Annotated in this window: 24 protein-coding genes and 1 pseudogene; 20 read left to right on the top strand and 5 right to left on the bottom strand. The window is 72.6% G+C overall.

Annotated features, from left to right (window positions below; all coding sequences use genetic code 11):
• The first annotated feature begins 41 nt into the window (after positions 1–41).
• The 4 genes from OG828_RS03100 to OG828_RS03085 all read left to right on the top strand — a co-directional run bounded on the left by OG828_RS03100 (position 42) and on the right by OG828_RS03085 (position 3,154).
• Positions 42–704: an HdeD family acid-resistance protein gene (locus OG828_RS03100; protein ID WP_328349911.1), complete on the top strand. Its 663-nt coding sequence runs from the start codon at positions 42–44 to the stop codon at positions 702–704.
• A gap of 32 nt (positions 705–736) precedes the next feature.
• Positions 737–2,080, top strand: coding sequence for a hypothetical protein (locus tag OG828_RS03095; RefSeq protein WP_328500017.1), 1,344 nt, complete (start codon positions 737–739; stop codon positions 2,078–2,080).
• Between the two features lie 135 nt (positions 2,081–2,215).
• Positions 2,216–2,668, top strand: a complete 453-nt coding sequence (locus OG828_RS03090; RefSeq protein WP_328349907.1) for an SHOCT domain-containing protein — start codon at positions 2,216–2,218, stop codon at positions 2,666–2,668.
• Between the two features lie 39 nt (positions 2,669–2,707).
• Entirely contained in the window at positions 2,708–3,154 is a 447-nt protein-coding gene (locus OG828_RS03085) for a DUF7144 family membrane protein (protein WP_328349905.1), read from the top strand.
• A 93-nt stretch (positions 3,155–3,247) separates the two neighbouring features.
• Here the strand turns inward: OG828_RS03085 and OG828_RS03080 are convergent, their stop codons facing one another.
• On the bottom strand, positions 3,248–3,598 hold the full coding sequence (locus tag OG828_RS03080) for a DoxX family protein (RefSeq protein WP_328349903.1): 351 nt from the start codon (positions 3,596–3,598) through the stop codon (positions 3,248–3,250).
• 103 nt (positions 3,599–3,701) lie between these two features.
• On the opposite strand from OG828_RS03080, the pseudogene OG828_RS03075 reads away from it, so the two are divergent.
• From OG828_RS03075 to OG828_RS03065, 3 genes and pseudogenes are all read left to right on the top strand, one after another.
• A pseudogene (locus OG828_RS03075) lies at positions 3,702–3,917 on the top strand (LysR family transcriptional regulator); the annotation flags it as partial.
• Between the two features lie 223 nt (positions 3,918–4,140).
• Entirely contained in the window at positions 4,141–4,503 is a 363-nt protein-coding gene (locus tag OG828_RS03070) for an ArsR/SmtB family transcription factor (protein WP_328349901.1), read from the top strand.
• Positions 4,496–5,128 carry an SRPBCC family protein gene (locus OG828_RS03065; RefSeq protein WP_328349899.1) on the top strand — a complete coding sequence of 211 codons (633 nt, stop codon included), beginning with the start codon at positions 4,496–4,498 and terminating at the stop codon, positions 5,126–5,128. The genes OG828_RS03070 and OG828_RS03065 overlap by 8 nt, the downstream gene beginning before the upstream one ends.
• Before the next feature lie 50 nt (positions 5,129–5,178).
• Here the strand turns inward: OG828_RS03065 and OG828_RS03060 are convergent, their stop codons facing one another.
• Together OG828_RS03060 and OG828_RS03055 are read right to left on the bottom strand one after the other, a co-directional pair.
• Complete coding sequence (locus OG828_RS03060) at positions 5,179–5,823, bottom strand: lipoprotein (protein ID WP_328349897.1); 645 nt, start codon at positions 5,821–5,823, stop codon at positions 5,179–5,181.
• 67 nt (positions 5,824–5,890) lie between these two features.
• Entirely contained in the window at positions 5,891–6,307 is a 417-nt protein-coding gene (locus tag OG828_RS03055) for a DUF6010 family protein (RefSeq protein ID WP_328349895.1), read from the bottom strand.
• Positions 6,308–6,516: 209 nt separating this feature from the next.
• Here OG828_RS03055 and OG828_RS03050 point away from each other — a divergent pair, with 209 nt between their 5' ends.
• Both OG828_RS03050 and OG828_RS03045 read left to right on the top strand, forming a co-directional pair.
• Complete coding sequence (locus tag OG828_RS03050) at positions 6,517–7,095, top strand: TetR/AcrR family transcriptional regulator (RefSeq protein ID WP_328500016.1); 579 nt, start codon at positions 6,517–6,519, stop codon at positions 7,093–7,095.
• Positions 7,096–7,111: 16 nt separating this feature from the next.
• The gene (locus OG828_RS03045; RefSeq protein WP_328349891.1) at positions 7,112–8,296 is read left to right on the top strand and encodes a GDSL-type esterase/lipase family protein; all 1,185 of its coding nucleotides are present in this window, start codon (positions 7,112–7,114) and stop codon (positions 8,294–8,296) included.
• A gap of 26 nt (positions 8,297–8,322) precedes the next feature.
• On the opposite strand, the gene OG828_RS03040 is transcribed toward OG828_RS03045, so the two are convergent.
• Both OG828_RS03040 and OG828_RS03035 read right to left on the bottom strand, forming a co-directional pair.
• Complete coding sequence (locus OG828_RS03040) at positions 8,323–9,024, bottom strand: bleomycin resistance protein (RefSeq protein WP_328500015.1); 702 nt, start codon at positions 9,022–9,024, stop codon at positions 8,323–8,325.
• Positions 9,025–9,067: 43 nt separating this feature from the next.
• Positions 9,068–10,267, bottom strand: coding sequence for a hypothetical protein (locus tag OG828_RS03035; protein WP_328500014.1), 1,200 nt, complete (start codon positions 10,265–10,267; stop codon positions 9,068–9,070).
• 91 nt (positions 10,268–10,358) lie between these two features.
• Between OG828_RS03035 and OG828_RS03030 the strand changes: the two genes are divergently transcribed.
• The 11 genes from OG828_RS03030 (at position 10,359) to OG828_RS02980 (ending at position 22,898) form a co-directional block, all read left to right on the top strand.
• Positions 10,359–11,336 (top strand): ABC transporter substrate-binding protein, encoded by a 978-nt coding sequence (locus OG828_RS03030; RefSeq protein ID WP_328436481.1) that lies wholly within the window; start codon positions 10,359–10,361, stop codon positions 11,334–11,336.
• Positions 11,337–11,440: 104 nt separating this feature from the next.
• On the top strand, positions 11,441–12,502 hold the full coding sequence (locus tag OG828_RS03025; RefSeq protein ID WP_328504788.1) for a FecCD family ABC transporter permease: 1,062 nt from the start codon (positions 11,441–11,443) through the stop codon (positions 12,500–12,502).
• Positions 12,499–13,506: a FecCD family ABC transporter permease gene (locus OG828_RS03020; RefSeq protein WP_328500013.1), complete on the top strand. Its 1,008-nt coding sequence runs from the start codon at positions 12,499–12,501 to the stop codon at positions 13,504–13,506. Before OG828_RS03025 ends, OG828_RS03020 begins: the two co-directional genes overlap by 4 nt.
• Positions 13,507–13,526: 20 nt before the next feature.
• The gene (locus tag OG828_RS03015) at positions 13,527–14,348 is read left to right on the top strand and encodes an ABC transporter ATP-binding protein (RefSeq protein ID WP_328500012.1); all 822 of its coding nucleotides are present in this window, start codon (positions 13,527–13,529) and stop codon (positions 14,346–14,348) included.
• A 57-nt stretch (positions 14,349–14,405) separates the two neighbouring features.
• The gene (gene amiA, locus OG828_RS03010; protein WP_246884701.1) at positions 14,406–14,519 is read left to right on the top strand and encodes a streptamidine family RiPP; all 114 of its coding nucleotides are present in this window, start codon (positions 14,406–14,408) and stop codon (positions 14,517–14,519) included.
• A 90-nt stretch (positions 14,520–14,609) separates the two neighbouring features.
• A complete protein-coding gene (locus OG828_RS03005) occupies positions 14,610–15,446 on the top strand; it encodes a hypothetical protein (RefSeq protein WP_328500011.1) in 837 nt (278 codons plus the stop codon).
• A complete protein-coding gene (locus OG828_RS03000) occupies positions 15,443–16,924 on the top strand; it encodes a CocE/NonD family hydrolase (protein ID WP_328500010.1) in 1,482 nt (493 codons plus the stop codon). The genes OG828_RS03005 and OG828_RS03000 overlap by 4 nt, the downstream gene beginning before the upstream one ends.
• A complete protein-coding gene (locus OG828_RS02995; RefSeq protein WP_328500009.1) occupies positions 16,921–18,300 on the top strand; it encodes a YcaO-like family protein in 1,380 nt (459 codons plus the stop codon). The genes OG828_RS03000 and OG828_RS02995 overlap by 4 nt, the downstream gene beginning before the upstream one ends.
• Positions 18,301–18,310: 10 nt before the next feature.
• Positions 18,311–19,423 (top strand): nitroreductase family protein, encoded by a 1,113-nt coding sequence (locus tag OG828_RS02990; RefSeq protein WP_328500008.1) that lies wholly within the window; start codon positions 18,311–18,313, stop codon positions 19,421–19,423.
• On the top strand, positions 19,420–21,159 hold the full coding sequence (locus tag OG828_RS02985) for an ABC transporter ATP-binding protein/permease (protein ID WP_328349867.1): 1,740 nt from the start codon (positions 19,420–19,422) through the stop codon (positions 21,157–21,159). The genes OG828_RS02990 and OG828_RS02985 overlap by 4 nt, the downstream gene beginning before the upstream one ends.
• Positions 21,156–22,898: an ABC transporter ATP-binding protein gene (locus tag OG828_RS02980; RefSeq protein WP_328500007.1), complete on the top strand. Its 1,743-nt coding sequence runs from the start codon at positions 21,156–21,158 to the stop codon at positions 22,896–22,898. The genes OG828_RS02985 and OG828_RS02980 overlap by 4 nt, the downstream gene beginning before the upstream one ends.
• The last annotated feature ends 149 nt before the right edge of the window (positions 22,899–23,047 follow it).

Genomic DNA, 23,047 nt, shown 5'->3' with positions numbered 1-23,047 from the left:
GGTCCGGGAGCGGGATCCGCCCGATCACGCGAGGAGGAGCCATGACCGTGCCGCGTGGTCCGGCGCCGCACACCGGACCGGAGCACATGCCGGGCGGGGCGGTCCCCGGACCGCCCGGTGACCCCGCGGAAGCCCTCGCGGCGCTCGGACGCTCCTGGACCTGGCCCCTCGGCTCGGCGATCGCCACGCTCGTGCCGGGCATCCTGATCCTGGTCTGGCCGGACGAGACCCTGCACGTCCTGGCGGTCCTGATCGGCCTGTATCTGCTCGTGATGGCGGCCTTCCGGTTCGTCGAGGCGTTCGCCCGCGAAGAGCCGGGCGAACGGGTGACCCGGCTGCTCCTCGCCCTGCTGTACGTCCTGGCGGGCGTGCTGTGCCTCAGGAACCCGCTGCAGACCATCGCCGCGCTCTCGCTGATCGTCGGGGTCGTCTGGCTGGTGTCCGGCATCCTCACCCTCCACACCGCCATCGCCGCCCGAGACCTGCCCCACAGGGGCTTCGTCGTCGGCGTCGCGGTGATCGGCATCGTCGCGGGGATCGTGGTGCTGGCCCTGCCGTCCGAGTCGGCGCGTGCGCTGACCCGGCTGCTCGGTCTCTGGCTCGTCCTGCTCGGCCTCGCCGAGGCGGCGGTCGCCTTCGCCTGGCGGGCCGCACTGCGCAGGGCGGGCGTCCCGGTGGCCGGTGCCTCCGCCGGCACTCCATAGCCCGCGGGGGGAGACAGGACCCGGGAGGATCCATGGCCCCGGACAAGACGCCCGACGCGCCCCACTCCGGCGGAACCGGCCACACCCTGAGCCCGCAGGAGCGCGCCGAGTACGAGCGGCTGCGCCTGGCCGCGACCGTACGGCACCGGCGAGCGCGCAAGGCGGGCGCCACGGTCCTGTTCCTGCTGACCCTCCTGCTCGCGCCGGTGGCCGTCGTCGCGGCCTGGGTCGACGACGAGGTCTCCGACACCGGCCGGTACGTGAAGACCGTCGCCCCGCTGGCATCCGACCCGGCCGTCCAGAACGTCGTGACCGACCGGCTGACCAAACGCGTGGTCGCTCAGGTGGACGTCGAGGCGGTGGCCGCCGCGCTGTCGAAGACGCTGGCCGACGCCGGGGCGCCGCCCCGGGTGGTGGAGGCGTCGCAGTACCTCGCCGGTCCGCTGCGCTCCGCGGTGACGACCGTCGTGCACAACAACGTCGAACGCGTGATCACCAGCGACGCATTCCAGCAGGCCTGGGAGACCGCCAACCGAGAGGCGCACGCCGCCGTGGTGAACGTACTCACCGGAGAGCGCGAGGGCGCGCTGCGGGCCACGGGCGACACCGTTCAGCTGGACATCGGCACCGTGGTCGACCAAGTACGGCAGCGCCTGGTCGACCAGGGCTTCGACAAGGCCGCCGCCATCCCGAACGTCGACCGCACCGTCACGCTGTTCCACACCGAAGAGCTGAGCCAGGCACAGGACGCGATGCGGCTGCTGGACATCATGGGCACCTGGCTGCCCGTGCTGACCGTCGCCCTGGCCGCCCTCGCCGTGTGGACCGCTCCCGCACACCGAGTGATGCTGATGATCACGGCCGTCGGCATCGGCGTGATGATGGTGGTCCTGCTCGTCGCGCTGGCCGTCGTACGCCGGGTCTACCTGGACTCGGTCCCCTCGGCGACGCTGCCGACCGACGCCGCCGCGGCGATCTTCGACACCTTCCTCCGCTTCCTGCGCGACAGCGCCCGCACGCTCCTCGTCGTCGCCGTGATCACGGCCCTGGCCGCCTACATGTACGGTCCGGGCCGGGTGGCCCGCGGCGTACGGAGCCTGGCCCGGCGGGGTGCGACAGCGGCCGGACGGGCGCTGAGCGGCACCCCCGTGGTGCGTACCGGTTCGACAGGTCGCTGGCTCGACGCGCACCGCTCGTGGACCGGCGGCGCGGTCATCGGGGCGGGTGCCCTGGCGCTCCTGCTCTGGAATCACCCCACGGTCGGCGTGGTGGTGCTCGTTCTCGTCCTGGTCCTGGTGGTGCTGGCCGTCATCGAGGTGCTCGCCGCGACCGGCGTGGCCGACGGCGAACCGGGCCGAGCGGAAGCAGGACCATGACGACCCCCACGCTCACCCGCCTCGGGTGAGGCCACCTGCTCCTTGCCGTGGGCACGCTGAAAACCGAACGGCTTCCGGGCGAGCGACCTGGACGGAGAACGGTTGCCGGGCGAGCGCCCTGGACGGAGGAGAGACATGAGCGCACAGACGTACCTCGCGTACGACTATCCGCTGTTGAGCGCCTTCTGGACCATCTTCGTGGTCTTCCTGTGGATCCTGTGGTTCGTCCTGCTCTTCCGGGTCATCGTCGACATCTTCCGTGACGACGACCTGAGCGGCGGGGTCAAGGCCGGCTGGCTGGTGTTCTGCATCGTCCTGCCCTTCCTCGGTGTCTTCGTCTACGTGGTCGCCCGCGGCAAGAACATGGGGCACCGCGAGGTGGCGCAGGCCCGTGCACAGCAGGAGGCCTTCGACAAGTACGTCAGGGAGACCGCCGGCACCGGCGAGCACCGGCCCACCAGCGCGGACGAACTCGCCAAGCTGTCGGAGATCCGTGCCCGCGGTGACATCACGGACGAGGAGTTCAGCAGGGCGAAGGAACTGGTTCTGAGCGACTACGGACCCCCGTCACCCCCCTCCGGCCACTGAGCGACGCCGGACCACACCACACCGAATCGAGGCAGCAGGATGACCGCCACACACCCCGCACACCCGCGGACGACCGGCCAGGCATGGGCCGGCGGCCTGACCGTCTTCGCAGCCGTCATGCTCATGATTGGAGGCGTCCTCGACATCCTGCGAGGCATCGCCGCGATCGCCGAGGACGACGTCTTCGTCACGACCCAGGACTATGTCTTCGAGTTCGACCTCACCAGTTGGGGTTGGATCCACCTGGCCCTCGGCGCGGTCGCCGTCCTCATCGCCTTCGGGCTGTTCCAGTCCGCGATGTGGGCGCGCGTCGCCGGCGTGGCCATCGCCGGGCTGGTCCTCATCGCCAACTTCCTTTCCCTGCCGTACTACCCGGTCTGGTCGGTCGTGATGATCGCGATCTCCGGCTTCATCATCTGGGCCCTGTGCGTGTCTCGTGACGACGAGTCCGCCACGTCGGCCGAGGGCTCGCCCCGGCAGCTCTGAGTCCAACTCCGCGCCCCGAAGGGGCGCGGGGAACTGCGCGACCAGCCACAACGAACCCGCGGCCGATTGCTGGCGCCACTTCCCGCGGAGCGCCTAGCGTGCGACCCCCAGCACGAGCGCGGCGACGGCCAGCGCCAGGAAGCCGCCCGGAAACACGATCGTGGCAAACACGCGGGCCCGGACATGCGCGGCCACGGCGCCCACGAAGAACAGCACGAGCCCCGTGGCCGCAGCGATCCCGATGCCCGGGACCCCGAGCAGACCGAGGAGCAGACCGGCGGCTCCCGCCGCCTTGAGCGCACCGAGCCACGGAAGCCACGACTGCGGGACCCCCACCGCGGTCGAGTTCGCCAGGACGAATCGGGCCCTCGCGAAGTCGGCGCCCGCGATCGCGGCGTTGGCCACGATCGTGACGACGGTGATGAACACGTAGGCGGTGACCATGTGTCTCGCCCTCCCTTCGGTGCCTTCCCTTCGACCGGGCTCGCTGAACAGCCTCGTAGCGCCGCACGGCGACGTCCAATACCTGCGTCTATAACCTGACGGCATGGATGTGGACACCCGGCTGCTGCGCTCCTTCGTCGCCGTTGCGGAGGAGGGCACCCTCACCCGCGCCGCGGAACGCGTCTACGTCTCCCAACCGGCACTCACCAAACAGATCAAGCAACTCGAAACTCAGCTGGGCGTACGGCTGTTCACACGCTCCCGCACCGGCATGACCCTCACCGCGTCGGGCCGTGCCCTGGCCGAGCGGACGCCCGCCTCCGGCCACCGCGGCTGCCCGACGACACCGCTGGAGAAGGCGAAGGAAGAGGTGGCGACCCTGCCGAAGCCGACGCTGCCGGGGGTGGATCAGACGTTCCCGCACCAGGAACGAGGGCGCCGACCGCACGTCTGAGACGGACCGGGGCCGTGGGCACCGCTCACGGCCCCGAGCCTCTACTTAAGGCTTGCCTTATATAAGTCGACGATGGCATAGTCGTCCCGTGCACGCCTTCGACGTCCTTGGGGATCCGGTCAGGCGCCGGATATTGGAGCTACTCGCATCCGGTGAGCAGGCGTCGGGCGAGATCAGTGCCGTGATCCGGGACGAGTTCGGGATCTCCCAGCCGGCCGTCTCGCAGCACCTGCGGGTGTTGCGGGAGAGCGGCTTCGCGTCCGTGCGCGCGGAAGGCACCCGGCGGCTGTACGCCGTCGACGCCGCGCCGCTGCGCGAGGTGGACGCCTGGCTGGAGCGGTTCCGGGGGTTCTGGGATCAGCGGCTCGACGCGCTCGGGACGGAGCTCGCGCGGGGCAAGCGCGAGCGCAGGCTGAGAGAGGAAGAAAAGGGAGTGAGCGGGGATGAGTGACATCGTCGACGAGATCAACCGTCGCCACCGTGAGGTCGGCGCCCGCCAGGTCGAGGCGGGCGAGGCGAAGACCGTGCTCCTGCGGCGGACCTTCGACGCCGATATCGCCGACGTGTGGGACGCCGTGACCTCGCCCGAGCGGATCAGCCGCTGGTTCCTGCCGGTCAGCGGTGAGCTCAAGCTCGGCGGGCGCTACCAACTGGAGGGCAACGCCGGCGGCGAGATCCTCGAGTGCGCCGAGCCGACCCGGCTGCGCGTGAGCTGGTTGTACGGGCCCGACCCCGGCTTCAGTGAGGTCGAGGTGCGCCTCACGCCGGACGGCGCGGACCGCACGGTGCTGGAGCTGGAGCATGTGGCCGTGGTGCCGGACGACTTCTGGGACCAGTACGGGCCCGGCTCGGTCGGTGTCGGGTGGGACCTGGGGCTCCTCGGACTCGACAGGCACCTGGCGGGCGGCGAGATCAGCAGGGAGGAGGCGGAGGCCTGGGACACCTCGCCCGAGGGCAGGGAGTTCGCGACGCGCTCGGGGGAGGCGTGGGGTGCCGCGTACGCCGCATCCGGTGCGGAGGCGGAGGTCGTGGCGGCCACGACGGCGGCGACGATCGCGTTCTATACGGGAGCGTAGGAGGCCCAGATCGTCATCGTGACCCCGGTCGCCGCGCCAGGCCTCCGGGCTCAGTTGCCGCGCAGGGTCCGCTTGGCGAGCTGATACGCCGGGAGCATCTCCTCGTGTTCCTCGGTGTCCAGGCCTCCGAGATGCACGACGACCGGTCCGTCGGATGTGACGACGGCCAGGGCCCGCTCCTTCTTCGTTTCGTCCAGGAGTTCGCTGGTGTAGAGGTACTCCACCTCGACGCCGTCGAGACCGCCCGTCTTGAACGTCCGGTACGTCTCCTTGCTCGCGCCGGCTTGGGCCTCGACGAATGCTTGCAGGACGGCGCGCGCGTCGCCCTTGGCCGGTTCGCCGGTCCAGACGCGCAGGTAGCCGATGTTCCCCGCGGGCTTGGCGTCGATCTCGCAGGTGACGGCGACCGGGCCCTGACGGAGAAGCTCCTCGGCGACGTCCCCGGCAGGACCGACGTCCACGGTCTCGGCCGTCCACTCCTCGGCGATGTCGAAGGTGACCGGGAGCTCGCAGGAGGATCCTTTCGCGCCGATGGTGCCCCCCTTGGTGGCAACCGTCCCGTCGGCGCTCGCCGACGCCGAGGGCCGCTTGTCCTCCGGCTCCTCCGGCGCGCCCTCCGAACACCCCGTCAGCACCCCCGCCAGCAACGCCACATACACCGCACCACGCCCCGCGATCCCCGCCCTGACCTGCATCGAATCCCCTCCCCAGTGATCCCGGCGGGACACTGTATCGGAGGCACGCCGGCGATGCTCGCGGACGTCACACTGCCTGGTCCTGGACGACCGCGGGCCTTCCCCGGCGGAGGAGCTCGCGCGGCGACAGCCCGCCGGACAGGCACCACAGCGCGATGACGGGGTCGCAGATGGCGCACCCCAGCGACGAATCGTGCAGGAAGGGGATCAGAGGGCTGCCCTTGATGTGGTGGATGACGTCCCACACCGTGTGCAGCAGCCAGCCGATGCCGATGAACGTCCACGAGTCCAGGCCGCGGAAGGCGACGTACGTGACGAGCGCGGTGAAGGCGAACTCCCACCCGCCCAGACCCCCGGTCCCGAGGTAGGCGGCACCGGCTCCGGCGACCATGACCGCGTTGAAGCGGCGCCGGTGGGGTTCGCGGATGAGGGACATGAGCAGGGCGTACAGGACGCCGATGCAGATCGGTGCGATGACGAGCATGCGAGTGCCTTCTCCTGGGACCTGACGGTACGTCGGCCGCGCGGCGGGACGGCTCACACGCTAGGTCCGTACCGGGTCGCGCCCCAGGGGGATTACCGACACCTTCCGACGGGATGCCGCCACCGTAAGGCGAAGTCGAATGGTCCAGGTGATTTGCCTAAGGGCTTTAGGTAAGTGCATACTCGATTTCGGTGAACGGGAGGACGGTTATGGCACGAGTGGGGCTGACGACAGAACGCCTGATCCGGGCAGGCGCGGACCTGGCCGACGAGGTCGGCTTCGATCAGGTGACCGTCTCCGAGCTCGCCCGTCGGTTCGACGTCAAGGTCGCGAGTCTGTACTCGCACGTGAAGAACTCCCAGGACCTCAAGACCCGGATCGCCCTGTTCGCGCTGGAGGAACTGGCCGACCTGTCCGCCGACGCGGTCGCCGGGCGGGCCGGCAAGGACGCCCTGACTGCGTTCGCGAACGTCTACCGCGACTACGCCCACGAGTACCCCGGCCGGGCCGCGGCCGCCCGGATGCGGCTCGACCCCGAGACGGCGGCCGCCAGTGCCGGGGTCCGGCATGCCCGGATGACGCGGGCGATCCTGCGCGGCTACGACCTGGCGGAACCCGACGAGACCCACGCCGTACGGCTGCTGGGCAGCGTCTTCCACGGCTACGCGAGCCTCGAAGGCGCGGGCGGTTTCAGCCACAGCGCCCCCGACAGCGAGGAGTCCTGGGCGCGGGTCCTGGACGCCCTCGACACCCTGCTGCGCAACTGGCCCGCCCGCCCCACCTCTTGATCGACAGGCTGAGGACATGAACACCGAGCACGACTGGATCACCACGCCCGTCACCGCCGGCCTCCTGCGCGGCGCCCTCGACGTGGAGCGCACCGAACACGGAGTACTGCCGCACCGGCTGCCCGCGTGGGCCCGTGCCCAGAACACCGACGCCCAGCTGGCCATGGCTGAGTCCCAGCCCTCCGGCGTACGGCTGGTCTTCCGTACCCGCGCCACCGCGGTCGAGCTGGACACGCTGCCCACCAAGCGGGCCTACGTGGGCGCGCCGCCCCGCCCGGACGGGGTGTACGACCTGATCGTCGACGGCCGCCCGGCCGGACAGGCAAGCGTTACGGGCGGCAACACCGTGATCATCGACATGACCGCGGGCACCGCCGAGATGCAGCCCGGCCCACCCGGAACCGTCCGCTTCACCGGTCTGCCCGAGCGTGACAAGGACGTCGAGATCTGGCTGCCGCACAACGAGACCACCGAAGTCCTGGCCCTGCGCACCGACGCCCCGGTCGAGCCCGCGCGGGATTCGGGCCGCAGGGTGTGGCTCCACCACGGCAGCTCCATCAGCCACGGTTCCGACGCGGCCAGTCCCACCACGACCTGGCCCGCCCTGGCCGCCGGCCTCGGTGGCGTGGAGCTGATCAACCTGGGCCTGGGTGGCGGCGCCCTGCTCGACCCGTTCACCGCACGCACCATGCGCGACACCCCCGCCGACCTGATCAGCGTCAAGATCGGCATCAACCTGGTCAACGCCGACCTGATGCGCCTGCGCGCCTTCGGTCCCGCGGTCCACGGCTTCCTCGACACCCTCCGCGAGGGCCACCCGACCGTGCCCCTGCTGGTCGTCTCGCCCATCCTGTGCCCCATCCACGAGGACACGCCGGGCCCCGCGTTCCCCGACTTCAGCGAGATCAGCGAGGGGCGGCTGCGGTTCGCGGCCCTGGGCGATCCGGCGGAACGCGCGAGCGGGAAGCTGACGCTGCGCGTGATCCGCGAGGAGCTGGCCCGCATCGTGGCGCAACGGTCGGCGGACGACCCGAACCTGCACTACCTCGACGGCCGCGAACTCTACGGCGAGACCGACTACGCCGAACTGCCGCTCCCCGACGAGCTCCACCCGGACGCCGCCACCCACCGCCGCATGGGCGAACGCTTCGCCGCACGCGCCTTCACCGCCGACGGCCCCTTCGCTGACGACGGCTCCTGAGACCGACAAGTGGCTGTCAGCAGCCTTCAGTCGCGCAGCTCTTCAAGGCGCTCGAGGTCGTCGCGAACCGACTCCCGTTCCTCGGCGGTGAGTTGGACCGCGACGGCCTCGGTGAGCGCCGTCGTCGCGGTCTCTTCGTCACCGAGGCGCCTGGCGACGTCCGCTCGCAGCACGAGGAGGCGCAGCAGTTGTACGGGCGTGGGCCGCTCGTCCTCCAGGTGAAGCACCCGGTCGATGATCTTCGCGGCGCCCGCCAGGTCGTCCTTCGAGTGCGCGAAGAGGGAGGCATGGTGGAGGGCGCGGGCGAAGGTCTCCTCGGGGGCGGGCCGGTGGTGCTGGTCCTCGCTCGTCGGCTGCCCGATGCGGATGCAGTTGCCGCCCGGATCGGTCATGAGGAACTGCCGCACGCCGTACGACATGTCCTTGAGCGGCCCGATACGCGGCAGCCCTCGGGTGGGGATCCTCCCGTACGCCGCCTTGAGCCCCGTCCGGAAGGCGGCATGCAGTCCGTCGACGTCATCGGTGAGGACGTAGCACGTACTGAAGGACTCAGCCGGCTCGTACTGCTTCATGCCGAAGAACTGGAGCTCGATGCCGCCGCGCTCCACGACCGCGTACGGGTTGGGGCTCTTCTGCTGGAACGTCACCTCGAACCCGAGGGCGGTGTAGAAGTCGAGAACGGGCTGAAGGGTCCGGCACGGCAGGATCGGAATGGTTTTCTCAGTCATAGGTCCACTCTAGTCAAACTTGAATAGATCGTGCTGGTGATTGTCACCGGCCCACAGGATCGCCTTCGGCGCCGTCGGTCTGCGTGCGCAGCATCGTGTGGCCGCCGTGATGCAGGGGTGTGTCCAGTTTCAATCGGGCTGCTTCGCTGCCTGTCCCGGCGTCGACGATGTGGACTTCGCCGTGGCCGCCGCGGGTGACGGCTATCCAGTCGGCGCCCGGTGAGGCGGCCACCGCGCGGCGTTGGACGCCTTCCCAGGGGGTGCCGCCTCGGCGGGGTGCGCCGTCCATGGCGGGGAGGGGGACGTGGCGGGCGGTGTCGTCGGCGTCCAGGAGGATCAGTTCGTCGCCGTCCGGGTGGATACGGGTGAATGCGGTGTGGTGTCGGGCGAGGGCCAGCCGGAAGACCAGGCCGGGGCCGAGCTCGGTCACAGTCGTGCGGTTCGTCTCCAGGTCGTGGTGCCATGCCTGGTTGGTCCACTCCGGCCAGCGCAGCGCGTCTGCCGGGCCGCCCCGCAGCGTCGACCACAGCGCCCGTCGTCGTGGGTCGAGTCGTAGGTACCAGCCCCGGGCGGGCGAGTCCCAGGGGATCGTGTGCTCCCGGACGAGTGCGTCGCCCTCGCGGCGTGCCCGGTGCACCCCGTCGCTCGTGGCCGCGAAGACGTGGCCGGAGCACGGGTCTTGGGCGTCCCCGTGTCCGTCGTCCGGCAGCGGAAGGTGTGCGTGCGGCGTGACCGGCGGGCAGCCGGGCGGTGCCTCGAGCAGGTCGGCGAACCGGTGGGCGGCCAGCGCGCCGGGTTCCCGGTGGCGCAGGACGACCAGTGGATCGCCGTTGCCCAGGACCGTCACGCCCGGTTCGCCTACGCGTGTGCGTACCCGGGTCGCGTCGCCCGTGGTGAGGTCGACGACCGTCAGCAGGTCCGACCACGGCTCGGCGTTCTCGCCCAGGCCGGTGGTGACGGCGACCCACCGTCCGGACGGGTCGCACGCGAGGTGCTCGGCCGGCACGGCGACCGGGATCGCGGTTTCCACCAGTTCGTCGCCGAAGGGGTCGAGCACCAGGAGCTCGCCCCTGCGGTCGTCGACGCAGGCCGCCCGCCCGCCGGGCAGCGCCAAGAACCCGGCGTGCTCGGAGAGGTGACGGCCGGTGAGGCGGCCCGTCTCGGTGCCGTCCGGCACGGTCAGTACGTGGACGGATCCCTCCACGTGGTCGGAGACGAGCAGCAGGGGAGAGGTGGCGGTCATCGATGCCTCCAAGCAAACAGGGTGATGTTGAAAACGATTATCATGTATCTTCGGGTCGTTCCGGGGTCCCTGAGAAGAAGCGAGGGCATCGATGCTGCGCTCACCGTCACGATTCGTCCGAAGCTGGATCACCGCAGCCCTGGTGGGTTCGGTGCTGGCCGGGTGCGGCTCGTCCACCGAACCGGCGAGCGAGAAGGCCGCCGCGGCCGGCCCGAAGACCGATGTCACCGTCGAACCCATCAAGGCGACGCGGGAGTTGACCGACACGGGCGGTGTGAAGCTCTCCCTCAAGGAGGAGCCCAAGAGCATCGTCTGCCTGTTCGCGCTCTGCGACGACATCCTGACCGAGTTGGGTATCGTCCCCACAGCCACGAACAGCGTGCTCCTTGCCCAACCCGGCTTCCTGGGGGAGGAGAAGGCGAAGGAGGCCGACGTCATCCCCGGCGGCTTCATCGCGCCCGAGGTGGAGGCGATCCTCTCCCACAAGCCCGATCTCGTGATCGGCCTCGAGGACACCCACGGCAAGCTGGCCCCGGCCCTGAAGGGCGCCACCACCTTCTGGCCCATGCAGCCCGAGACGTGGGAGGACAGCGTGGGCTACCTGCGTGATGTCGCCGCGCTCACCGGCCGCACCGCCGAGGGCGAGAAGGCCGAGAAGACCTTCCGCACCAAGCTCGCCGAGGCCGAGAAGACCAGGAGCGACAAGACCGCGCTCATCATCTACGGCAGCGACGAGAACTTCGGCGTCGCCACCCCCGAGACGGACGTGGGCGCCAGCCTGTTCCCGAAGCTGGCCGACTATCCCTGGAAGTCCCGCGGCGTGGAGGGGAGTTACAGCCTCGAGGAGATCCTCGCGGCGGACGTGGACGTGCTGTTCGTCGAGACGATGAGCTTCGGCGAGGCGGACGGCAAGCTGTCGGAGAAGCTGGCGAAGAACCCTCTGTGGAGCAAGATCCCGGCTGTCAGGAACGGGGACGTCCACGAGGTGAACTCCGAGGTTTGGGCCAAGGGACGCGGTACCCGATCGCTGGGCATCATCCTCGATGAGGCCACGGCCGCGCTGCGGTGAGCGCGCCCACCACGACGCACATCACGGCAGGTGACCCGGCGTCGGGCGCACGGCGGTCCGTGCGCTCCACGGCAGTGTGGCAACTGCCCGTCGTGGTCGTCCTGTTGGTCGCCGCGTCGGCCTGTGCGCTGACCCTGGGCACGCCCTACGTCCCGCTGCACCGGCTGCCCGCTGCGGTGCTGGACGCGGACAGCACGCTCGCCGGGATCGTCGTCACCGAACTCCGGGTGCCCCGGCTGGTGCTGGCGCTCGTCGCCGGTGCCTGTCTGGGTGCGGCGGGGCTCGTGCTCCAGGAGGCGCTGCGCAACCCTCTGGCGGTCCCCGAGATGCTGGGTGTGTCGTCCGGGGCCGCGCTCGGGGTGGCCGCGCCGCTGGTGCTGGCCGTGTCCCTCCCCGCCGCCGTCCAGCCCCTGCTCGCCATCGGCGGGGCCGGGCTCGGCGGCGGACTCACGCTGCTGGCCGCCGGGTTGGGGCGCAGTCCGTCCGCCGTACTGCTGACCGGCGCCGCGGTCGCCGCCGCGTTGCAGGCCGCGCTGCTCGTGCTGATGGTGATGGCCGACCAGCTCGACCTCCAGCTGATCTACCGCTATCTGCTCGGTTCGCTCTCCGCCCGTACCTGGGACGACGTCACCGGGCTGTGGCCGTGGCTGCTCGTCGCGGTGCCCGCGCTCGTACTGTGCGCGCCGGTGCTGTCCGTGTTGCGACTGGGGGACGAGGACGCCGAGGCGCTGGGGGTGCGCGCCCAGCGGGCACGGCTGGCCGCGCTGGCCATCGCCGTCGTCCTGATCGCGCCCGTGACGGCCGTGTGCGGGCCGGTGGCCTGGGTCGGGTTCCTCGCTCCGCATCTGGCGCGGTGGTTCAACCCCGCAGCCGGTGCCGTGCGTTGGCTGCCTTGGTCTGCCGCGTGGGGCGCTGTCGTCGTAGCCGTCGCCGACGTACCGGCCCGGCTGGCGCTGGCGCCCGTGGAGACACCGGTCGGTGCCTGGACGGCTCTGCTCGGCGTGCCCGCCGGGGTCGCCCTGCTCCGGTCGGCCGACCACAGGCCGGCGGCCCGGCGCGGGGTGGCGGGCGCGGCTGTTGTGGGCTCGGCGCCGCAGGGTGCCGAAGCGGTGCCCTCAGGCCCTTCCGGAGTTTCCGCCGACCACCATGAGAAGGAGACCCGGTGAGCCGGCGCTTCGCGGTGCTCGCCGCACTCGTCGTCGTATGCGCCTGCGTGGAGCTGGTGGCCGGGCGGGGCATGTCCCCGTCCGTGGTCTGGGACGTCCTGGGCGGGGGCGGCGACAGGACGGAACGGCACATCCTGCTCCAACTCCGGCTGCCCCGTCTCCTGGTGGCCCTCGGTGCGGGGGCGTGCCTCGGCGTGGCGGGTCTGGTCCTGCAGTCGGCGCTGCGCAACCCGCTGGCCGGGCCCGAGGTGACGGGTGTGACTCCGGGTGCGGTGCTCGGGGCCGTCACCGCGACCAGCCTGGGACTCGCGGGGTGGGAATCGCCTCTCGCGGTGGTCGTCGCCGCGTGTGTGGGCGGCTGCGCCGGTGCGGCGCTGCTGTGGCTGCTCGCCGGGCGCGGCCGCAGCGATCCCGCGCAGACCGCCGTGCACGGGGTGCTGGTGTCGGCGGTGCTCGGCGGGCTCACGGCCATGGTGCTGCTCGTCGATCCGGGCGAGCTCGGCAGCGTCGTGCAGTGGCTCGTCGGCACGACGGAGGGCCGGGTGTGGCAGAACTGGCATCTGCTGTGGCCGTGGGCGCTGGCCTGGGGCGTGGCGGCGTGGCTGCTGACCGGGCCGCTGACCCTGCTGCGCTGCGGGGACGAACTCGCCCTCGCCGCAGGGCTCTCCGTGCGGCGGGCCCGGACCCTCGCCCTGCTGTGCGCGGTGGCGCTGACGGCGGGTGCGGTGGCCGCCGTAGGGGCGCTGGGGTTCGTCGGGCTGCTCGTACCGCACCTCGCCGTGGCCGTCTTCGGGGCCGACCTGCGGGTGACGCTGCCCGGCGCCGCCCTGGTAGGCGCGGTGGTGGTGTGCGGGGCGGACGCGCTGGCACAGCTGTCCTCGCGGCTGCTGGCGGCCGCTCTGGACTCCGGTCGGCTCACGCTGCCGGTCGGGGCCCTCACCGCCTGCCTCGGGGCCGCGCTGCTGCTGGTCGTCGTACGCCGCGCGCCGAGCCGTACGTTCTGATGTCGACTTAAGGACAGACCATGACCGAGTCCGTGGGGATCCGCGTCGAGGGGGTCCACTTCGGCTACCCCGGACAACCCGTGTTGCGGGGCGTCGACATGACCGTCGAGCCGGGTGAGCTGACCGCTCTCATCGGCCTCAACGGCTGCGGCAAGTCGACCCTGTTGCGGCTGGCCGCCGGGCTGCTGCGGCCGGACCAGGGGCGCGTGCTGCTCGGCGGGGACGACCTCGCCCGGCTGTCCCGGCGCGCCACCGCCCGACGGGTCGCGCTGCTGCACCAGTCGGCCCCGGCCGTGCCCGGTATGACAGTGCGTCACCTCGTGCGGCAGGGGAGATACGCGGCGCGCGGCCCGCTCGGCATGCTGCGCGAGGGCGACGACGCCGTCGTACGCCGTGCACTGCGCGACGTCGGCGTGGAGCAGTGGGCCGAGCGGGACGTCGATGCCCTGTCCGGGGGAGAGCGGCAGCGGGTCCGGCTCGCGATGGCGCTCGCCCAGGACACCCGCGTCCTGCTGCTGGACGAGCCGACCACCTATCTGGACCTGCACCACCAGCTCGACGTGTTGCAGACGGTGGTCCGTCTGCGCGAGGAACGGGGTCTCACCGTCGTGATGGTGCTGCACGACCTGGCCCACGCCGCCCGGTTCGCCGAGCGGATCGTCGCGCTGCGCGACGGCCGCGTGGTGGCCGACGGGACGCCCAAGGAGGTGGTCACGCCAGGGCTGCTTGCGGACGTTCTCCGGGTGGCCGGCCGGGTCGGCCGGGACCCCGAAGGGGGCTGGCCCGTGTGTTACCCAGATCACCCTCTCCCAGCACTAGAATATGAAAATCATATTCATTAGAGTCGGCGACGGCGCTCACCCGAACGCCGTATCTCCCCTGACGAACAAGGAGAGTTCATGGACAACGAGCAGATCTTCACCCCGATCGCCGACCAGGGTCAGCTGGCCCACGCCTCGGCCTCCCACTCCAACGCGCTCGTCGAGAACCCCTTCGAGGACACCGAGGAGTAAGCGAGGGTCCAGCTCCCTCGACCGTGGGCCCGCCCGTCACTGTGCGGGCGGGCCCACGCCGTTCCAAGCCCTTCCCACAGGAGGATCGACGTGTCCCGCAGCCAGCTCGCCCCCGGTGTCGAGGTCGTCGCCGTACCCGGGCGGGGTCTCGCCGTCCGTACGGCCGAGGGGGAGTTCCTCAGCGTCAGGACGAGCGACGAGGACGAGGACGCCCTGCTCTCCCGCCTCTCCGGTACGACGACCGCGGGCGAGCCGGACAACGAACTCGACCGCATCGTCCGGGCCTTCGAGGGCGCCGGGTACCTGGCGGACGGACCGCGCAGCCCGCGATGGCCCGCCGATCGCCGGGACATCCGCCTGCTGGGAGACCCGGTACTGACCGAGCCACTGGCCGCACTCCTGCGCGCACTGGGCGCCGAGCCGACGCGCCCAGCCCCCGACGGCACGGCTGACGATCTGCCCGCCGACGAACCCGCCGCCGTCGTGTGGTGCCTCGACGGGCCCGTGCCCGACGAGCTGTGGGACGCCGCCGACCGGCTGCCCGAGCGCGGCATCGCCTGGCTGCGCTGCCACCGCGAGGGCTGGCAGGCGTACGTCGAGCCCCTCGCCGCCGCTCCCGGCGATGTCACCTCGGCACACGTCCGCGCCCGCCGGCTCGCCGCCACCCCCGCGCACCGCGAGCTGGCCGCCTACTGGAGCGGGCCCCGCACCTCCGGCGCCCCCGTTCACCTCACCGCCCCCGCCGCGGGGCTGCTGGCCGCCCTGCTCGCCGACGACCTGAGCCGGTGGGCCACCGGCGCACCCGACACCGGCGACCTGCCCGCCCGGCGCCGGCTCCGGCGCGTCGACCTGCGCACGCTGACCGTCACCGAACACCCCGTGCTGCCCGTGCCCGACGTCGCCCGGATACCGGAGAAGGCCGGATGACGCCGTTCACCGTGGCCGTCGAAGGGCTCGCCACCGACGTCCGTCTCCCGGACGGCGACGGCCCCTTCCCGGCCGTCCTCATCCGCACGCCCTACGACCGCGGACGGCACCGGGCCGAGCTGCGCGGCTGGGCCCACCGCGGGTTCGCCGCACTGGTCCAGGACGTACGGGGCCGGCACGCGTCGCCGGGGGAGTGGCACCCGTACGAGAACGAGGCCGCCGACGGAGCGGCGACCGTCCACTGGATTCGCGGGCAGCCATGGAGCAACGGGCAGGTGGTCGCCGTCGGCGCCTCCTACGCCGCCCACTGCGCCCTGGCCCTCGCGCTCGACGCGCCCACGGACGCCCGGCCCGACGCCGTCATCGCCGCCGTGCCCGCGCTGGGCCCCGCCGAGACGGCGCGCGAACCCTCGGGCGTGGAACGGCTGCTGGCCCGCGCCGGGTGGTGGGCGGCGCACGGCGACCGGCCGGACTCCGACGAGAGCGCCCTGGGCAAGGCACTCGCCGCGGACCCCGGTCTGCTCACCCATCTGCCGCTGACCGGCCTCCCCGAGCGGCTCGGCCGGAGCCTGCCCTCCTGGCCAGGCCTGTGGCGCCACCGCGAACGTGGCCGGCTCGTCTCGGCGGCCGGGCGCGCCGGGATGCCTCTGCTCGCGGTGGGCGGCCACCACGACCACTTCACCGACGACACCGTCGCGCTGTGGCGCCGCTGGGGCGGTCCGTCGGCGCGGCTGCTGCTGGGCCCCTGGGGGCACGGTCTCGTCGCCGAGCCCGGCCCCGACGCCGAGGCCGCGCACCGGGTGAGCCTCGGCGAGCTCTACGTACGCTGGGCCCGCCGCGCCCTCGCCGGGGACCTCGGCCCCGGGCACCGTGGCGCGGTGGGCCTGGGCGGCAGCCTCCTGTGGATGCCCGCCGACATCGAAGGAGAGCCGCGCACGCAGAACGTACGGCTGCTGCACGGCTCCTCCTTCACGGCCGATCCGGAACGTCCCGTGTCCTCCGAGGACTTGGCCGTCACCACGGACGGTCACCCCGACCGCTGTCTGCTGGTCACCCCGCCACTGCCGCGCCCGCTGGACGTGGTCGGCCCCGTGGAGGTGCGGCTGCGGGCCACCGCACACACTCCGTCCGCCGACTGGGCCGTCCGACTCGTCGCCATCACGTCGGCAGGAGTGGCCCAGCGGCTCGCCGTCGGCATCGTCCGACGCGACGAACCACCAGGAAAGGACGCCGAGTTCACCGTAGGACTCGGCCGGATCGCGCGGCGACTGGCCGCGGGTACCCGGCTCCGCCTGGAGATCGCCGGCCACCACTTCCCGGCCCACGCCCGCAACCCCCACACCGGCGACGCCCCGGTCACGGCCACCCGGCTGCTGCCCTCCCGGCGTGAAGTCGACGCCGGGAGCGTGGCGCTCCGGCTGTCCGTGCTCCGGTCCCGTCCCACCCCCACCGATCCCGCACAGGAGATCCTGCGATGACGGCGCTGCCGCTGGAAACTCTCGTCGACCCCGTCTGCGGCATCGTCCGCGCGGTCAAGCCCGTGGAGCACCCTGAGGGCGCACCGCCCCGCTACACCGCGCTCACCGCGGAGATCGCCGACGCCCGGCGGCTCGGTCTGTGGCCCGCCGACCGGGTGTCGCTCGGCACCACCTTCGGCGACCCCGAGGGCGCCCGAACAGCCGCCATAGCGGAGGGGATCGAGCGGTACTGCGGCAACCGGGTGCCGCCGCCCGGCCACCCCGCCGCCCCGCTGCGCGCCACGGCCACCGACCTGGCCGAGAAGGGCCTGCGGCTGTACGGGCCGGACGAGCTGCCGACGTACGCCGACTGGCAGTACGCCCGGGAGAAGTTCCCCTACCGCCCCCTCACCGCCGACACGCCGTCCCTGTGGACGCGCGGCACGGAACGGCTGCCCGGCGGCGGCACCGCCGAGGTCTGGGCGCCCGTCGCGCTCACGCACCTCAACTGGCGCCAGGGCGACCTGCGTTCGCTGCCGCGCACCCACCACCTCAACTACGCCGGGATCGCCACCGGGCAGGGTCTCGACGACGCCGTGGAACGCGGCCTGCTGGAGATCGTCGAACGCGACGCGCTCGAACTGTGGTGGCACCTGGACGGCCCGACCCGCGGCATCGACCCGGCGAGCGTGCCCGGCCTCGCCGACGACCTCGCCGGATCCGCGCTCGACGTCCATCTCGTCGAGATGCCCTCGGAGTTCGCTCCCTGTATGGCCGCGCTCGTCCACGACCCCCGGCTCGGTCTGTACGCCGCCGGGTTCGCCTGCAAGTACGACCCGTCCGAGGCCGCCCGCAAGGCCGTACTGGAGGCCGTCCACACCTGGGTCTTCACACAGGGGCTCGTCGATCCCGACGGCTGGGTGTTCCAGGCCGTCGAGGCAGGGCTGCTCGCCCGCGGACTGTATCTGGACCACCGTGCCGACGGCCGCTATCTCGAAGTGTGCGGCGAACAGTTCGAGCACGTACGGGACTTGGGCGCGCACGTCCAGGTGTGGCTGGACGAGCGGATGGCGCCCGAGGCCCGGCGGTTCACCGACCCGGCGCACGGGACCGTCTCCATCGACGCGGTCGAGCCCGGCAGCCGGGACCGGCTGGAATGTGCCCTCCACGAGGGCGGCCACCGCGTCATGACGTTCGACCTCACCACCGAGGACGTGGCCGAGACGTCCCTGCGCGTCGCCCGGGTCCTCGTCTCCGGTCTGATCCCCAACGCCCCAGCGGCTTTTGGGTACTTCGGCTCCTCGCGCCTCGCCGACGCCGCCGTCGCCCGTGGCTGGCGTACGACCGCGCCGAGCGGGCCGGAGGACTTCACGCTGGCTCCTCCGCCCCACATGTGAGGACCACCCCGTGGATCTCGTCACCGCCCTCGCCCGGGCCCGTTCCCCCGAGCGGCCCGGACCGGACACGCCCGCCGGGCCCGCCGTACGTCCGTGGCCGGGACCCTCGCGTCCCCTGCCGGAGGCAGGCCCGGGGGAGCTGGACCTGGAGCGGCTGCTCCGCCTCTCCCTGGCGGCATCGGACGGCTCCGGGCGGCTGCGGCCCGCCCCCTCGGCGGGCGCGCTGCACCCGGTGGACGCGGAACTCCTCGTAGGCACCGGCTGTCCGCTGCCGCCCGGGCGCTACGGCTACGACCCGCTGCGCCACCGCGTGCACCGACTCGGCAGGGAACCCGACGGCACCCTGCCCGGGGTGACGGTCGAACTGTCCGTCACCCCGCAGCGCACGGTCTCGCACTACGGCCACCGTGCCTGGCCGCTGATCCTGCTGGACACCGGGCACGTTGCCGCGGCGCTGTGGCACGCGGCTGGTGCGCTGGGCATCGCAGAGCCGCTAGTGCGCTTGGACGGGCTCACCGAACACCCGCTGGCCACACTGCACTTCACCCCACCTGAGCAGGGAGGCCAGGTCTCTCAGTCCCAGGGGGCGAGCCCACCCATGGACATGCCCGCTCCCCGCGAACTGCTGGCCCGCCGCAGCGCCCCGCCACCGCTCACCGGCACCCCGCCCCCGGACGTTCTGCGTGCGGTGCTCGCAACAGCCGTTCAGGCGAGCGCCGGTGAGCTCGCCTGGTGTGCGGCCGTCGGCGAACCGCGGCCCGAACTGGTCGAGTTGGCGCCCGACGGCACACTGCGGCGGCTCGCGGCGGGGGAGGCCCGGCCGACGCTCGCCGTATGGGCTGCCGGCCAGGCATGGATCGCGGACGTGGGCGCCGTACTGCTCGCGTACGGGTGCCCGGCAGACGCCAACGCGCCACGGATCCGCCGAGCGCACCTACGGGCCGGTTTCGCCGTCCACCTCGCCCACCTGGGCGCCGTACGACACGGGTTGGCCGCCCGCCCCGTCGGCTCCTGGCAGCAGGCGGACCTGGGCGCCGCGCTCGGCGCCCCACCGGGCCGGGACTGGATCGTCCACGGCCTGGCCCTCGGCACCACCCACTCCGACCAGGAGAAGACCTCGTGATCGTCCACCCGGAGCTGCTCCGCGCCGCACGGCACGCACGGCGCCCCCTGCTCGCGGCCACCCTCCTGCAGGCGGCCGTCACCCTCACCCACCTCGCGCAGGCCGTACTCCTGGCGTTCGCCCTCGCCGACCTGGCCCGCGGGGACACGGACCGGCTCCCGCTGCTCCTCGGCGCGGTGCTCGGCGTCGTCGCCGCCCGCGCCGGACTCGGCAACTGGCAACGGCGCACCGCCACCCGAGCCGGGGCCAGGGTCAGGGTGGCTCTGCGGGACGAACTCCTCGCCCACCTCGGACGACTGGGGCCCGCGCACCTGACCACCGCACGCGCCGGGGCCGTCCGCACCACCCTCGTCGACGGGGTGGAGGGCGTCGACGCCTACGTCTCCCGCTACCTGCCCCAGCTCCTGATCACCCTCACCGTGCCGCCCCTGCTGCTCGCAGCCTTGGCAGTCATCGAACCGGCCGCCCTCCTCGCCCTCGTCCCCGCACTGCTGCTCGCCCTCGTCGGGCCGCGCGCCTGGGACCGGCTGCTGGCCCGGCGCGGCAAGGAACACTGGGACACCTACGAGGAACTGGGCGCCGACTACCTCGAAGCCCTGCAGGGCATGCCCGCCCTGCGGGCCGCCGGTGCCGTCGGGCGCACCCGGGAACGGCTGGAGAAGCGGTCGGCGGCGCTGCACCGGGCGACCGTCGCCAAGTTGCGCGTGTCCCTCGTCGACACCGGCATCACCGATCTGGCCATCCAGGGCGGCACCGTGGCCGCCGCGCTCCTCGCCTGCTGGTCGGCCGTCACCGGATCCACCACGGCGACCGGCACCTACCTGGTGCTGCTCCTGGCCTCCGAGTGCTTCGGGCCGGTCCGTGACCTGGCCCGCGAATGGCACTCCGGATACCTGGGCGTGTCGGCCGCGGACGGACTCGCGGCGCTGCGCACCGCCGAACCCGCCGTCCCCGACACGGGAACGGCACCGGCGCACTGGCCAGGCCCGCCGGAACTGCGCTTCGAGGACGTCGAGTTCACCTACGACGCCGCCGAGACGCCCGCGCTCAGGCACGTCACCTTCACCGCCGAAGCGGGACGTACCACCGCGATCGTCGGCCCGTCCGGAGCCGGCAAGTCCACACTCCTCGCCCTGCTCCTGCGCCACCACGACCCGCAAAGCGGCCGGATCACCCTCGACGGCCACGACGTGACCACGTACGCACTCGACTCGCTGCGGCGGGGCATCGCCGTCGTCTCCCAGGAGACGTACCTCTTCCACGCCACCATCGCCGACAACCTGCGTCTGGCCCGGCCGGACGCCACGGACGACGCGCTGATACGCGCGGCACGCACCGCCGGCATCCACGACGAGATCGCCGCCCTCCCCGACGGCTACGCCACCGTCCTCGGCGAACGGGGCGCCACCCTGTCCGGCGGCCAGCGGCAGCGGCTCGCCCTCGCCCGAGCCCTGCTGGCCGACGCCCCGGTGCTCGTCCTCGACGAGGCCACCAGCGCGGTCGACGAACGCCGTGAGGCGGACATCATCCGTGAACTGCTGGACGCCGCGGGCGGTCGGACCGTCCTGGTGGTCGCCCACCGGCTCGCCGCCGTCCGGCACGCCGACCGCATCGTCGTCCTCGACGGCGGACGCGTGGACGCCGTCGGCGAGCACACCACCCTCGTCGAAGCCGGGGGCGTCTACACGGAGCTCGTCAAGGCGGGCCACGCTCACCTGGGAGGGCTCGCCGCATGAGCAGCAGCACCCGAACTGATCTGCCCGCGCGCGGCGCACTGCGCGCCCTGCTCCCCGCCCTCGCCGGGCACCGGATCATGATGGCCCGCACCTGCGGCGCCGCACTCATGGAACAAGGCTCACTCGTCACGTTGCTGACGCTGGCCGCGCACACCGTCGGAACGGCCGTCATCGAGGACCGCGCCCCCTCGGCCGGTACGGTCAGCGCGCTCGTCGTCCTCGTCCTCGTACGCACCCTGATGACCTGGCGCGAGATGGACCTCAGCCACGACCTGGCTTACCGGGTGCTGGCCGAACTGCGCGTGCGCGTCTTCGACGGGCTCGCCCGCAGCGCACCCGCCCGCGTCGCAGGCCGGCGCAGCGGAGACCTGGCCGCCACCGCCATGGCCGACGTCGAGGCACTGGAGTTCTTCTACGCCCACACCACCGCTCAACTCCTCGCATCCGGGGTGGTGTTCACCGGCGGGTCCGCTGTTCTGGCCACGGTGGAGCCGTGGTTGCTGGTGGCGGTGGTGCCGGTGGCCGCGCTGCTCGCCGTGGCGCCCTTCGCCGACGCGCGCGGACGCGCGGCGCGCGGGGCCCGCACCCGGGCGGCGGCCGCGAAGCTGTCGGCCGACACCGTGGAGACCGTCGACGGGTTGCGTGAGCTGCTCGCCTTCGGAGGGCTTGCCGAGCGGCGCGGCCGTCTCGCCGAACAGGGCCGGCAGGTGGGTGAGGCCCAGCGGGCCGAGGCCACCTGGGAGGCCATGGCCGCCGCTGTCCGCGACCTCCTCATCGTGCTTGCGGTCCTCGGCGTGGTGGCTGCCGCGGGGCAGTCCGTGACCTCGGGGCGGCTGCACGGCGCATGGGCGCCGGCGGCGATGGCTCTGGCCCTGTCGGTGCTGGGCCCGGTCGCCGAGTCGGCCAGGGCACTGAGCCAGGCGGTGGGACTGCGCGCCGCGGCCGCCCGGGTCGACGCGGCCCTGAAGGCCCCCGCTCTCGCCCCGCCGCCCGCCTCACCCCGCCCGCTCCCTTCCGGCCCGCTGGGCGTCCGGCTGCATCAAGCGAGCTTCGACTACGGTGGCAGGCCCGTGCTGGACGGAGTCGACCTGACGGTCCGCGCAGGGCAGACCCTCGCACTGGTCGGCGCCTCGGGGGCCGGCAAGTCGACGTGCGCCCACCTGCTGGCCCGCTTCTGGGACCCGTCCGAGGGAACCGTCCACCTGATACCCGGCACCGGCGATCCCGTCGACGTACGTGACCTGAGCGATGCCGAACTCCGCCGTGCCCTCGCCGTGGTGGGTCAGGACATCTCCCTCTTCCACGGCACTCTCGCCGACAACCTGCGGCTGGCCGCGCCCGAGGCGGACGACGACCTCCTCACCGAAACGGCCCGGCTGTGCGGCGTCGACCGGATCGCCCCCATGGACACACTCGTCGGCGAGCGCGGCTCCACCCTCTCCGGCGGCCAGCGCGCCCGGATCGCTCTCGCCCGCGCGTTGCTGGCCGAGCCGAGAGTCCTCGTGCTCGACGAGACCACCGCCCACCTGGACAACGCCAGTGACGCCCAACTCGCCACCGCTCTCGGCACGGAAGGCCGCACCACGATCGTCATCGCCCACCGCCCCGCCACCATCCGCCGCGCCGACCGCATCGCCGTCCTCGAAGCCGGCCGCATCACCGAGGAAGGCACCTGGGACGAGCTCACCGGCCGCCCCGACAGCGCGCTCAACCGCGTCCTGGCCGTCACTCCCCAGTGACCGCCCATGCCTCCCTCAGCCCGAAGCAGCGACGACGGTTCGCAGGGGCGGACGGCCGTCGTGGTGCCGACTGGCCGGCCCGCCTGCTGCAGCACATCGATGCCGAGGGCGGCGAGAGCGAACGGAAAGTGCGCCTGAGGCAGCCACCA

Source organism: Streptomyces sp. NBC_00457, from assembly GCF_036014015.1.
Classification (GTDB): Bacteria; Actinomycetota; Actinomycetes; order Streptomycetales; family Streptomycetaceae; genus Streptomyces.
Note: the sequence above shows the minus strand (reverse complement) of the source record. Positions and strands in the feature narration are given on the sequence as shown.

Bases quoted from the DNA above. Each gene is read 5' to 3' on its own strand.
- OG828_RS03100 (WP_328349911.1), top strand. From the start codon at position 42: ATGACCGTGCCGCGTGGTCCGGCGCCGCACACCGGACCGGAGCACATG.
- OG828_RS03095 (WP_328500017.1), top strand. From the start codon at position 737: ATGGCCCCGGACAAGACGCCCGACGCGCCCCACTCCGGCGGAACCGGC.
- OG828_RS03090 (WP_328349907.1), top strand. From the start codon at position 2,216: ATGAGCGCACAGACGTACCTCGCGTACGACTATCCGCTGTTGAGCGCC.
- OG828_RS03085 (WP_328349905.1), top strand. From the start codon at position 2,708: ATGACCGCCACACACCCCGCACACCCGCGGACGACCGGCCAGGCATGG.
- OG828_RS03080 (WP_328349903.1), bottom strand. From the start codon at position 3,598: ATGGTCACCGCCTACGTGTTCATCACCGTCGTCACGATCGTGGCCAAC.
- OG828_RS03065 (WP_328349899.1), top strand. From the start codon at position 4,496: ATGAGTGACATCGTCGACGAGATCAACCGTCGCCACCGTGAGGTCGGC.
- OG828_RS03060 (WP_328349897.1), bottom strand. From the start codon at position 5,823: ATGCAGGTCAGGGCGGGGATCGCGGGGCGTGGTGCGGTGTATGTGGCG.
- OG828_RS03055 (WP_328349895.1), bottom strand. From the start codon at position 6,307: ATGCTCGTCATCGCACCGATCTGCATCGGCGTCCTGTACGCCCTGCTC.
- OG828_RS03050 (WP_328500016.1), top strand. From the start codon at position 6,517: ATGGCACGAGTGGGGCTGACGACAGAACGCCTGATCCGGGCAGGCGCG.
- OG828_RS03045 (WP_328349891.1), top strand. From the start codon at position 7,112: ATGAACACCGAGCACGACTGGATCACCACGCCCGTCACCGCCGGCCTC.
- OG828_RS03040 (WP_328500015.1), bottom strand. From the start codon at position 9,024: ATGACTGAGAAAACCATTCCGATCCTGCCGTGCCGGACCCTTCAGCCC.
- OG828_RS03035 (WP_328500014.1), bottom strand. From the start codon at position 10,267: ATGACCGCCACCTCTCCCCTGCTGCTCGTCTCCGACCACGTGGAGGGA.
- OG828_RS03030 (WP_328436481.1), top strand. From the start codon at position 10,359: ATGCTGCGCTCACCGTCACGATTCGTCCGAAGCTGGATCACCGCAGCC.
- OG828_RS03015 (WP_328500012.1), top strand. From the start codon at position 13,527: ATGACCGAGTCCGTGGGGATCCGCGTCGAGGGGGTCCACTTCGGCTAC.
- amiA (WP_246884701.1), top strand. From the start codon at position 14,406: ATGGACAACGAGCAGATCTTCACCCCGATCGCCGACCAGGGTCAGCTG.
- OG828_RS03000 (WP_328500010.1), top strand. From the start codon at position 15,443: ATGACGCCGTTCACCGTGGCCGTCGAAGGGCTCGCCACCGACGTCCGT.
- OG828_RS02995 (WP_328500009.1), top strand. From the start codon at position 16,921: ATGACGGCGCTGCCGCTGGAAACTCTCGTCGACCCCGTCTGCGGCATC.
- OG828_RS02980 (WP_328500007.1), top strand. From the start codon at position 21,156: ATGAGCAGCAGCACCCGAACTGATCTGCCCGCGCGCGGCGCACTGCGC.